General features: G+C 44.8%; 10 protein-coding genes. 3 read left to right on the forward strand and 7 right to left on the reverse strand.

Annotated features, from left to right (window positions below; genetic code table 11):
- Nucleotides 1-8: 8 nt before the first annotated feature.
- From metG to AAB400_01515, 3 genes are all read right to left on the reverse strand, one after another.
- A complete protein-coding gene (gene metG, locus AAB400_01505; GenBank protein MEK7648572.1) occupies nt 9-1,520 on the reverse strand; it encodes a methionine--tRNA ligase in 1,512 nt (503 codons plus the stop codon).
- Between the two features lie 45 nt (nt 1,521-1,565).
- Nucleotides 1,566-3,020, reverse strand: a complete 1,455-nt coding sequence (locus AAB400_01510; GenBank protein MEK7648573.1) for a hypothetical protein — start codon at nt 3,018-3,020, stop codon at nt 1,566-1,568.
- An 84-nt stretch (nt 3,021-3,104) separates the two neighbouring features.
- Complete coding sequence (locus AAB400_01515) at nt 3,105-3,485, reverse strand: hypothetical protein (protein ID MEK7648574.1); 381 nt, start codon at nt 3,483-3,485, stop codon at nt 3,105-3,107.
- A 245-nt stretch (nt 3,486-3,730) separates the two neighbouring features.
- On the opposite strand from AAB400_01515, the gene AAB400_01520 reads away from it, so the two are divergent.
- Complete coding sequence (locus AAB400_01520; GenBank protein MEK7648575.1) at nt 3,731-4,183, forward strand: hypothetical protein; 453 nt, start codon at nt 3,731-3,733, stop codon at nt 4,181-4,183.
- A gap of 52 nt (nt 4,184-4,235) precedes the next feature.
- Here the strand turns inward: AAB400_01520 and AAB400_01525 are convergent, their stop codons facing one another.
- Complete coding sequence (locus AAB400_01525; GenBank protein MEK7648576.1) at nt 4,236-5,231, reverse strand: hypothetical protein; 996 nt, start codon at nt 5,229-5,231, stop codon at nt 4,236-4,238.
- Between the two features lie 127 nt (nt 5,232-5,358).
- Between AAB400_01525 and AAB400_01530 the strand changes: the two genes are divergently transcribed.
- Both AAB400_01530 and AAB400_01535 read left to right on the forward strand, forming a co-directional pair.
- The gene (locus AAB400_01530; protein ID MEK7648577.1) at nt 5,359-6,036 is read left to right on the forward strand and encodes a hypothetical protein; all 678 of its coding nucleotides are present in this window, start codon (nt 5,359-5,361) and stop codon (nt 6,034-6,036) included.
- Nucleotides 6,023-6,619 carry a sigma-70 family RNA polymerase sigma factor gene (locus AAB400_01535; protein MEK7648578.1) on the forward strand — a complete coding sequence of 199 codons (597 nt, stop codon included), beginning with the start codon at nt 6,023-6,025 and terminating at the stop codon, nt 6,617-6,619. The genes AAB400_01530 and AAB400_01535 overlap by 14 nt, the downstream gene beginning before the upstream one ends.
- Here AAB400_01535 and uvrC read toward each other — a convergent pair.
- The 3 genes from uvrC to AAB400_01550 form a co-directional block, all read right to left on the reverse strand.
- Entirely contained in the window at nt 6,614-8,206 is a 1,593-nt protein-coding gene (uvrC, locus tag AAB400_01540; protein MEK7648579.1) for an excinuclease ABC subunit UvrC, read from the reverse strand. The two genes, AAB400_01535 and uvrC, sit on opposite strands and share 6 nt — an antisense overlap.
- Nucleotides 8,207-8,209: 3 nt before the next feature.
- On the reverse strand, nt 8,210-10,999 hold the full coding sequence (gene uvrA, locus AAB400_01545; protein MEK7648580.1) for an excinuclease ABC subunit UvrA: 2,790 nt from the start codon (nt 10,997-10,999) through the stop codon (nt 8,210-8,212).
- 107 nt (nt 11,000-11,106) lie between these two features.
- Nucleotides 11,107-12,414, reverse strand: coding sequence for a hypothetical protein (locus AAB400_01550; GenBank protein ID MEK7648581.1), 1,308 nt, complete (start codon nt 12,412-12,414; stop codon nt 11,107-11,109).
- Between the last annotated feature and the right edge of the window lie 60 nt (nt 12,415-12,474).

A 12,474-nucleotide genomic window follows, 5' to 3' on the forward strand; every position in this document is an offset into this window, starting at 1 on the left:
TGCTCTCGTTATGGCAATGGTGGAAAAAGGCTTTCGCTCTTTGTAATATGTTCTATTGGGACACTGCTGATCGTGCGTGATTGTTCACATGTAAGTGATCGCTGTTGTTCTCCGATGCCAAGCTGTTCCCATATTTTTTCAGCTGTTTTGGGCATAAACGGATAGACCATTACACTGATATGGCGCAATACTTCTACAAGCGTTTGTATAACAGCAGTATAGCGGGCTTTATCGCTTTTTGAAAGCGCCCACGGCTTTTGCTGCTCGATATACTTATCGCCAAATGATATGAGATTCCATACTTCACTGAGCGCTTCGTCGGGGTGATACTCTTCCATTGCATGCGTCCATTCATTCCAACACTCTCCAATTGCATCCTTTGCCTCGCTATCTAGAGACACCGGCGAAGCAGAATTATATTCTCGCGATGCCATTGTTGCTACGCGACTCGTAAAATTACCCAAACCTTTCGCAAGATCCGCCGTGTAGCGCTCTTTAAGACGACTAAAGGAAAAATCACCATCTGAACCGAAGGGAATCTCACGCGCCAGAAAGTAGCGAAGCACATCATTGCCATAACTTTGCGCCAATGCAACAGGATCGATTGCATTGCCCATTGATTTGCCCATTTTGTGTCCATCGATAGTAAAAAACCCGTGCGCAAATACTCTTTTGGGAAGCGGCAGGCCGGCAGCCATCAACATTGCAGGCCAGAGAGCGCAATGAAACTTGATAATATCCTTGCCAACCACATGCATATCCGCAGGCCAATGTTTACCAAACAGTTCATCATTCCATCCATACCCCACACCCGTGAGGTAGTTGATAAGCGCGTCGAACCAGACATAGATGACCTGGGACTCATCAATAGGAATCGGGATTCCCCACTTCGCACTCTGTCGCGAGATACTAATGTCTTCCATGTGATGTTCGATGTAATTGCGGATTTCATTACGGCGGCTTACCGGCTGGATGAAATCAGGATGCGCATCAATATGCTCAAGAAGGCGGTCGCGATAGCTTGTCAGTTTGAAAAAATAATTCTCCTCCTTGATTTCTTGGGGCGGGCACGGATGATTGGGACAGTTGCCATTCACCAAATCACTCTCACGCACGAACGCCTCGCATCCCGTACAGTAGAGACCTGTGTATGTTCCTTTGTAGATGTCGCCTTTTTCATGGACGGCGAGAAAAAACTTTTTTACCCCTTGTTTGTGCCGTTCTTCAGTGGTGCGAATAAAATCCGTATAAAGGATATCTAAACTGTCCCACGTACTTCGCCACAACGCTGATTGCGCATCAATAAACCGCTGAATGTCTGTTTCTCCACTTTTAAGAGCTGCATCAAGGCTCCCCTGGCTATTCTCATCCGTACCGGTTAGGAAAAATGCGTCTTCACCCTTCATGCGATGGTACCGTGTAAAAATATCCGCAATGATCGTGGTATATGCATGCCCGATATGGGGTTTGTCATTGATATAATAAATCGGCGTGGTGATGGTGTAGGATTTTTGCGGCATAGTATGGATCAGACTGTATACGATAGAGGCGATTTTAGCAATATGCTACGGCGTCAATTTCATGTTTGGCGCCATAAATTGCGGCTGCATTTTTTCCATGTCTTCAGCTTCGATTTCTATCGTATCGCTCGTTGAGATTTTGAGTTTCATTGTCCGTTCGGGTTTTAAGTGATTATGGTAATAATACTTCCCGGGTTTGGTAAACGTATATTCAAAATACGATCCCGGCGCGATGCTTTTTAAGGAGTTAAATTCAGGAACTGAAGTATGCGTCGGATGTGGATCTGCCGCAATCCATAGATCGTGTGATGATGCGTTATAAAAATAGACTTTCTTTCCCACTTTGCCGTAATTCCAGAAGTCATGCGCCTCATCTTTATAACAAATCACATCAAGTGTTTGATAGCTCGATGCCCGCGACTGCTCGCATGCGCGTCCACTCGTGAGATCATCAAACCCTTTTGACGTATTCTGTTTTGAATTGAGATTTTTGGTCGATTGTATCAATGATTGAAGTGTTTTGCCTGTATTTTTTATGTCTTTTACGATGCGTTCATAGACTCCGCGAATGCTTCCCGGGGGAACACTCGGGAATTCATCAATATCATCATCAAGATTGGTGATTGTTTCTTTTATATCAGCAAGTGCGTCTTGGAGATCTTGTTTTTCCTCATCTCCATCCTGCCACTTGAGGGATGGTTCCAATTGGAGTGCCAAATCCTCATAGGTTTCCAGTGTACTCTTTAGTTGAGTGCTGGCTTTCTGGAGTTCAAATACTGGTATGCGCTTACTCAAAATCCCGAGAGCAATAAGCTCTCGCACAGCCAATTCGATTGCGGATCTCTCTTTTGCCTGTTCAATTCTATTTCCAATTGCACGAACTTTTTCCAGATCGGCTGTAAGCGGCTGAATAAGATTTTCCAGTCCTAAATAACGAGCGCTTTTCATCGCATCATCAAGTCTGCGAGTGCGCAACACTACCTCTGCCTTTCCCGCCGCAACCACTTTTTTGATGCCGTATTTTTTTGATGGTTTGGGAAGCTTAGGCATTCTCTCTGACAATGCTTTCGGTAAAGGTCCCGATTGAAGCTGGGGCACCTTTGTTCTAAAGATATCCTGTTCCTTCTTCTTTACAACAAGCACGTCGGACTCATGGTCGGGCCGCAAATGATTATGGTACTCCCAACTCCCCCTTTTCTTGAACGTATATGACCATGACTGGCCAGGAAGAATCATTCCTGAATCAAGATCAGACAAGAGATCGTGGGTTGGATGGCTACCTGACGCCACATTAAGGTTTTCTTTAGAATCATTTCTAAAAAGTATCTTCGTACCCTGCTCAATGACGGCAGATCCGGAAAAGAATCCCTCTTCGTCATAGCATTGTACTTCGGTTTTCGGTTCTGAAGACCCGTTGCAAAAACGCGCCGCATCCGCTTCTTGGATAGAAAAAAGAAAAAGGGCGCTCATAAATCCAATAAAAAAGAATAGTCTATGCATAAGAACACATGGTTAATAATAGGTACTTATAGAGTATCACAATGGGGGTGTATCACGCCAGAGAATATAAAAAAAGACGCGGAATTAGCGCGTCGAGCGGTCCATGGGGACCCACTTCATAAGCAATTCGGCAACATGCCAAATATACTTGTCATGGTTCTTTTCAGCAACTGGACATTCTGTATAAATACCGCTCCCGTCATTAAACTGTACGGCAAGTCCATAATGCTGTGGGCCATTGGGCGTCTTCAGCCACATAAGGTTTCCATGCAGAGTAATGGACCCCGTCGGTACTTGTGTGCGGTGATCATTCAGGATCTTATTAACTTGCGCACCCAGCTCTTTGGCATTGGGACCCAGAAATACAATCTCTTTCACGGGGAGATTGTTGTACTTTGTTGATTCCCCTCTATTTGAGAATAAAGATAATCCACAAAACACCACAGCCATAACAACCACTATCATAGGTAGCCAAAGAAATGGCGGTAGTCTAAAAGTAAAGGTGTATTCGCGTTCGAATAGTGTATCTAGTGTATCTTTTGAAGGAACTACAATCTTACTCTCTTCTCTCATCTCTCTTTTTGACATCCCTATCTAAGCACATTTTTGCCTTTTTGTCAAGACCCCCACATTCTGCAATCTAAAATACGGGATGCGACTCCCTAGACAATTCTCATGATTTGTGCTATACTTTCGAAAGTACAAAAAAGATGAAAATTCAGGATCCTCTTGATGTGAAGATAAAGACAAACGTCTGTGTACGCTCGCTCCTTGAATTCGGTTTTCCCAAAGAGTATATTGCCGCAGAGCTTCATGTTCCATTAGATCGCGTCACTGAAGCGGAAAGCATGTTTGGAGGCCCCGATTCCTTCCCTCCGCCTGTCACTGACTCCATGCAATATGTCGTGCGATTCAATACGTTTCTGAATAATCCGGGTACGCCAATCGAAGACGCACAGCTTCTCTCCTCGATTGACAAAGCGCGTGCGCGCATACTTGCCAGCATTATGGCTCAATGGTTTGATTGGTGCCCCCATGCAATGGCTGGCATGGTCAAAAGCACAATTGAAGCGACAGAAAGAGCGCGCAGAGTAGGTGGCACGTATGCGATAGGAATTGCCTTTGTTGAATACCAAGATCATCCACCCAACAACCAGCACTAACCGCTGGTTTTATTTTTTTTTGAAATAAAAAAACCGGCGATTCCATGGCCGGTTATTGCGTGTGCTGTTGCGCCCTACTTTCCGCTTCGCGCTTGTCAACAACATCTTTCGCATTTCCGATTGCTTCAAGTAATTCATTAAGATTGTCTTGTGCTCTCTTCCCTGCTTCAAGCAAGTACTCGCACTCCCATACTTTTCGTCCCTCGAGCATTCGGACAAGTGTAGCGCTCTTAATATCGAGAAGAATTCCTGAGCGCTCATCTATGTCACGGATGAGATTCCTCATAATATCATAATTATCCTTTGGCCCGCGTTCTGCAGCTGCCTTGGTGGCGTGACCCTGTACGCTTTCCAGATATTTCATGATATCGTGCCGTGCAGCGAATTGGCGCTTACCAACAATTCTTGTCGCAAGAAAACTCTGTGCCGTATGATCGAGAGTTGTAAGAAGGATCGCATTCGAAAGCGTCAGGCGCTTGTCTTCCGGGGTTGACGGTTCAAGAAGGTGTTGAACATCAGGATGAAGATTGTTCAAGCTTAGATGCTGATCGACCCATCCAACTGACTTTCCGAACATTTGAGCAATCATCTTTCTGGGTCTGCTTTTGCCGTCCACAAGCCGAGAGCTCATCCGCAATACCATGCGAGCATGCTCCATGGGAGTGTGCCCATCCCGGCAGAAATTGGCAATCGCAGAACTCTCAAAGCGTTCGTCATCGTCGATGTCTTCTATGAATCCCCGAACCTCGCAGCGAAGCCATTCAATATTAACTTCTTCAAGAAATGATCCCTGCCAACGGCATTCGCCATCAATAAGGCCGAGACGATAATCGGGATTATTCTGAACGATTAGTGTAATCAAGCTCGATTCTTGGCCATGCACTTTCATACTCAATCCCTTTTCGCGAACTTTCATGGGATCAAAATAGATGCGCGGTTGGCCTGCGAAACGTTCAATGCGGTCACGATGGGCCATAACAACCATTCCGGGGCGTAGTTCTATTTCATGTGCGAAGGGATAGACAATCGAAGCATTCGTCATACTCATGATGAAATGTACAGTAAGTCAATAATAAGTAACCTTAAAAAAAATACAAGTGCACACTTGACATACTGCGGGTATTTTCTAATATCACATTGATGAAACGAACAGTATTGTTCCTTACAATTCGACCATGACATACGAACTTGTAGATATTGCCAGAGGTATTGCGCAGCACTTCACAAATCAGCCAAGTACGGTGCTTGGTACTCATGCTCTTTGGGATCGGGATGGCATGCGCCTAGCATTAGTTAAACTCATTATCCGCTATACCAACTATTGCAACCGCTATGATTTGGAGATGTTAGATATCGATTTACTTGATTTCATCGCATGCAATGAAGACTTCAATGCCCGCTATGGCATGCGCGCTCCACGACTCTATATCGGTATGATCATCGGCATTGCTGCACATCTGAATCTCTTTGAATATATGCCTTCGTACCAGCAGTCATCCCAAGATATGCGAATGGGCACAGATGGCAATCATGAAAATGGCGATGTTCCTGAAGAACTTAAACGCATCAGCATATTCGATCTTCTAAGAATTGAGCCTATTCACTATGCAGATTCGCTTGTAGCTGCTCTGCCGTGCATGGCGCACTCGCATGCATTTCTTTCATCGCTTATCTCTCGTAGTTTTAAGTATGAGGTATTCCGAAAACTCAAGGGCTATGACCATCTCTTTGGTTGGAGTGAGTACGTTCATGCACTTGCCGCTAAAACGCTCCTCCTTCCCGGAATCAAACAAACACCGAGAGGAATATGCATTGACCGCGATATACTCTTAGCTCACCATGCTGGCAAATAATCAATTACGCGAACTTCTTGTCGCTTATCATCAGAAGCCGAATACTTCACAACTCGCCGCCCTTGCCACCGAACTCTATCCGCTCATAAATAAGGTCTATACGAGCCTGCATATTGATTATTCATGGAATAGGGACCAACTCACCAGCATAGGACACGGGAAACTTCTACATCTTCTCACAAACAAAGAAATTCTTCGCGCACAATCCGTTCGCGCATTTGTAATTCAGAGCCTAAAGAATGCTATGCTTGATGCCCTAAAACACCAACATGAAAGTGTTGGCATCGAAGATGATGTGCGAAACGAAATGGCAGAGATAGCCATTCCCGGTCCGGATGAACTATTGGCAGATGATGTTGCGAATGAAACACGCCTTCTTGCCGCAATGGATGCTCTTGAATCACTTCCGCTCGATCGAAAAACAATGCTCTATTTGTACTACTTTGCAGGCTGGACGTTCCAAGAAATTGCGGATTCATTCGGCTGGGGACGAGGCCTCAAGGGACATACATCGGTGCATGTCAAGCGTTCCACGCAGGAACTGGCAGAGTATCCCGGCCTATGGTCGCTGTATCACTTATGAACGGTACATCGGCCGTTTTTTTATTGATCTGCGCTTACGCTGAAAGGTAATGGCAAAGCGGTGCGCTTCGTCGCGCAAGCGCATGAGAAGCTGTAATGCCGCACTGCGGTTCGAAATACGCAGGGGTTTTGGCGCCCATGCGACATACACTTCCTCAAGTTTTTTTGCGAGTCCTATGGTTGGCAATTCCAATTCGGCTTCCCGAAGTGCTTTTTTGGCGCTATTCAACTGCCCCCTTCCTCCGTCAATGACAAGAAGGTCGGGTTGCTGTTCCTTCCCTTCCTTAATGCGTTTTGCAAAACGGGAAATCACCTCATGGATCATGGCAAAATCATTCATGCCTTCAACATTTTTTATTATAAATTTACGGTACCCTGATTTCACCGAATTGCCATTGACAAACTGCACGAGCGAACCAACGCTTTGGACACCTGATAACGTGGATATGTCAACACAATCAATGGTCATTGGCAAACGTTCGAGGCGCAACAATCTCTGCAATTCAACCAATTGGTCGCCATGCTCAGTGAGTTTCAGGGTAAGATTCTTTTTCACCATGTCCAGAAGCTTTTTCTTTATTCCTCTCTGCGGAACAATGCATTTGACTCCATGTCCGGTACGTACACTCAAATACTTTTCTAATTCCTTTCTGTTAACTGGTTCGCCCGGAATCACGATCTCATGCGGTATGGAACTTCCGATATAATACTGTTCAAGAAATGATTGGAAAATTTCACGTTCGGAAAGCGGATACTCGCCCAGTGAAAAACGAAATTCTTTTTTGCCCGATATTACACCTTTCTGAAAATGGAATACTTGTATCAACAACACATCGCCCGAAACAATATAATTGCATACATCTTGATTCAACTGTGATGGCCGGGCAACTTTTTGCTGTTCAATACTTCGCAATGCCGCAATTTGATCACGATAGATTTTTGCTTTTTCAAAAAGCTGCTTATCTGCGGCATCTTCCATGCGACGCTGGAGTTGTGCGACAAGCTGCTTGAAGTCGCCACGCAAAAACGTTCGTGCACTTTCAATGCTCTGCCTGTATTCTTCGGGTTGTATCGCGCGTATGCATGCGCCGCTGCATATTCCCAAATGATAGCGAAAGCATGGTTTTCCCGTGTTTGGCTTTTTGCACAATAGAAATAACGAATATATAAGTCGCAGAGCTTCATTGCGCGCTGACGCAGAAACATAGGGACCAAAAAAATTCCCATCACGCGTCACTTTGCGCGCAATGACAAATCTTGGATACGATTCATGTGTTTCTTTGATATACGCATACCGCGTTCCCCCGCTTTGCAAATCGATGTTATATCGCGGATGATATTTCTGAATCAGCTGCGCTTCGAGTAAAAAACTTTCTGTTTCCGTATCCGTTGCTATAAAATCAATATCAGAAATTGCAGCTACAAGCGAAGTTGTTTTTTCATCACGCGCATGCATGTAGGAAGCAACTCGTTTTCTCAAGTCTTTTGCTTTGCCAACATAGATAATATGGCCTCCAGCATCTATCATGAGATAGCACCCGGGAGAATGGGGAATATGTTTACTTCTTATTAACAATACAAGTGACATGGATTATTTTTTTAACGCGTGTTTCAAATACGTCCCAGTCCAGCTTTTTTCGACTCGCGCAATTTCTTCAGGTTTTCCTTTTGCAACAATTTCCCCTCCGCCCTTCCCGCCTTCGGGGCCTAAATCAATGATATAATCCGCCGTTTTGATAACATCGAGATTGTGTTCGATGACAATAACGGTATTCCCCTTCTCAACCAAGCGATTGAGTACATCAAGAAGCTTGCGAATATCTTCAAAGTGCAAACCTGTCGTTGGCTCGTCAAGAACATAAACGGTACGCCCCGTGTCACGACGAGAAAGTTCTGTTGCCAACTTGATGCGCTGTGCTTCGCCTCCTGACAGCGTTGTGGCGTTTTGTCCAAGCTGGATATAGCTCAAGCCGACATCATAGAGTGTTTGAAGTTTATTATGAATGCGGGGTATCGGCTTAAAAAATACCAATGCTTCTTCCACGCTCATTGCAAGAACATCGGCAATCGTTTTTTCTTTATACGTAACGGAGAGCGTTTCATCGTCGTACCGCTTGCCATTGCACACATCGCAAGTAACATACACATCAGGTAAAAAATGCATCTCTATTTTTATAACGCCATCGCCTTCGCAATTGCCACACCGCCCTTCTGCAACATTAAAACTAAACCGTCCCGGCTGGTAGCCGCGCATTTTTGATTCTTTTGTCTCGGTAAACAAATCACGGATATACGTAAAAACACCTGTGTACGTAGCGGGATTTGATCGTGGTGTGCGGCCGATAGGATCCTGATCTATGATAATTGCTTTATCTATTTGATTAAGGCCTTCAATACGGTTGCATGGCGCGATTGCTTCGGGCGAGAAACCAAAATGTTTTGAAATGCCATTATAGAGCGTATCGTTTACCAGGGTACTCTTTCCACTCCCCGACACTCCCGTTACACATGCAAAAACAGAAAGTGGAAAAGCCGCATCAATGGTTTTAAGATTATTACCGCTTGCACCTTTAACCGTAATATATCCGCGTGGAATGCGCCGACTAGTAGGCAAAGGTATACTGCTTTTCCCTGATAAGTAGCTGCCGGTAAGCGATTTTTTTGATCGTATGATTTCTTTTATACTCCCTTGCCCAACAATACTGCCGCCGTGCATACCAGCTCCCGGTCCAATATCTATGATGTGGTCGCTAGCTCGCATGGTTTCTTCGTCGTGTTCCACAACTATTACCGTGTTCCCAATATCCCGCAATCCCTTGAGTGTAGCAATAAGTTTTGCATTATCACGCTGATGTAAGCCAATTGACGGCTCATCAAGAATATAAAGAACACCTCGCAATTCAGAACCGATTTGTGTAGCAAGATGAATACGCTGCGCCTCTCCACCGGAAAGCGTGCCTGCCATACGGCCAAGTGTAAGATATTCCAGTCCGACATTCAGAAGGAAGGTCAAACGATTTTGAATTTCTTTAAGCACCTGATGCGCTATTTTTTTCTGTGCCTCCGTTAATTCAAGTGAGAAAAGAAAATCGCTGCATTCTTTGATCGGCAAATCCGTAACATCAATAATCGACTTTGCATCAATCTTTACCGAAAGGCTTTCACTTCGCAAACGCTTGCCCTTACATGAAGGACATTCAGTGTGTTTCAGGTAGCGCCCTATTCCTTCACGGCGTTCATCGGAGTCTGTTTTTGCATACATCCGCTTAAGTTGGGGTATGACACCTTCATACCCGCTTTCGTCATCCCCCCATAGAATCACGCGAATAGCATCTCTTGGGATGGACTTTATCGGCATGGTGATATCAATATGGTAATGCTTTGAGATTGCGCGCAGAGTCGAGCGCGGCACCCAGAGCGTTGACGATTTCCATGGGGCTACACCTCCATCAAGAATCGATTTTGAAGTATCCGGTATGATCAGTTCTTCATCAAATTCTTGAATGGCACCGAGCCCATGGCATTCCTGGCATGCTCCTTGGGGGGCATTAAATGAAAACATGCGTGGACTCATTTCGGGAAAATTAATACCGCAATCAACGCATGCCTTATGTTTGCTCAGCATCCGTTCTTCGATTTTTTTCTCTCCTTCTTTTTTTGTGATAAGAAGCAAGACAAATCCTCCACCTTCTTTGAGCCCTGCTTCAAGCGCCTCGGCAATGCGTTGTTGCTCATCTTTATGGATATCAATGCGGTCTATGACTACCTCAATCGTATGTTGTGCGTAACGTCTCAGTAAAATGGACTCTGTGTGAAGATTGTATACCACACCATCAACACGTACGCGTGTATAGCCTTGTTTTTTTAACTGTTCAAACAAATAATCATAACTTCCCTTTTTACCGCGAATGATCGGTGCACAAATTTGTATACGCGTCCCTGCATATTCTTTAATAATATGTTTCACCATCGACTGCACATCCTGCGGGCGGATAACCTTGGCGCAATTTGGGCAGAAAGGCGTTCCAACATGCGCAAAGAGCAAGCGAAGGTAGTCATAGATTTCCGTGACGGTGCCGACTGTTGATCGCGGATTATTTGAAAGTTTTTTCTGTTGGATTGCAATTGCAGGACTCAATCCCCTGATACTATCGACATCGGGTTTACCCATCACACCCAAAAACTGCCGCGCATAGGCAGAGAGGCTCTCAACATACCGCCGCTGCCCTTCCGCATAAAGCGTATCAAAAGCAAGGCTGCTCTTGCCGCTGCCGGAAAGTCCCGTGATAACCGTTAGGGATTGGAGTGGGATATCAAGATTAATGTTTTTGAGATTGTGCTGGCGAGCACCGCGAATTTCAATTTGTTCCGATTTTTGCATAGGTATTCTTTATTCACTCATTGCTTGTTTCCAGAGATAACGAGATACAAGCGTGGAAGTATAGTACCAGCATTTTAGGAAATAAAAAAGACCCTCATGGGGCCTTATCACATAGCATCACTTTTTTTCAATCGTACTAGCGTCTTAAGAGTATTTTCCCATCCGGTTTCCCAATATCTACTCATGAAGTAGAGCATAGTATCTTTTTTTGAAAATGCAACTTGCGGAGCAAGAGCATTATCTACGCTCAAACTCCGAAATGGACCCGTCTTAAATGAAAACGTTTTTGTTGTCCATACTCGTTCTTTGGGTTTGGGAGCAAAAGCATAATAATGGATCCGTAGGATATAGTCAGGCTGCTCACTTTCAAGAAACAAGAGTCCGTCAGGAGAATATGTTAATGCATTTTGGGCAGTAATCAATCCGCGAGGTGTCGGTGAAGAAACCCAGCTGCTTGGATGAACCCTAACTGGAGGGTATGGTATACCCGGTGTGCTACCTGATATACCAACAGTTCCATTTACATCTTCGGGCATGTCCTTCATCTGATAGACCCAAAATATACTTCTAGCTGAATCCAATCCTGATACAAGACCACTTCTATATGTTTGGTAATCAAACCATGAGGGATCAATACTTGTCTGGTACAGCTTATTCAACCCCCACCATAAGTATTCAGACCAAGAGACGGGCAGGCTGGCATTCAAATCTTTGATGAAGTGCCAATAATCATTTTCCGCATCATACTCAAAGTATCCGGGAATTTCCCGACATCGGAGGTTTTGAGTGTCAAAGCATTTCAAGTTGTTCTGATTGTAGTAGTATTCATTTTTGTAATTCCTCCATGCTGCGATCATATTTCCGCTCTGCTGCTCTACACTCACCTGAACTGGGTACACAGCACCATACATACCGTCATACGGTTTAATACCCGGCGGTCCCCTTCTCTCGCTAAAAGCGGGTACGCGATATTCTTCAAATCTTGGATCATCCGGTGATTTGACGAATGTTGCAAGGGGAGTTGCGGCAGGAGTCGGAGTCCGAGTGGGCAGTGCTGATGGAGTTGGCGATGGAGACGCTGTGAGTATGGGGGTTGGAGTAGGTGGGGGTGTAACTATTGGCGAGGATGAAGACGTAGAGAGTGGTTGTGATATTGGCATGGGTGTAGCTATGGAAACTTCTGGTGGCAAATCAGCGGATGCTGTTGATTCAAATGGTGCGGAACTCGAAGCAGCGAATGGAGTAAAAAAAGTCTGCTGTTGGTCTGGTTGAGATACCGGGAATAGCTCTGGACGAGAAGTCTGGATTGGCGATGCAATTGGTACAGAAGGGATTGATTCACGAATACTGCAAGATGCGGAAAGTGCAAGTGATGTTATCAATGAACAATACCTGAATCGTTGAACACTATTCATGGTTTCATATGAAGTATATACCAAATACTACATTCGGAAAACGTAATAAACCCTAACAAT

Source organism: Patescibacteria group bacterium, from assembly GCA_038065255.1.
Classification (GTDB): domain Bacteria; phylum Patescibacteriota; class Patescibacteriia; order JACQRZ01; family JACQRZ01; genus JBBTRI01.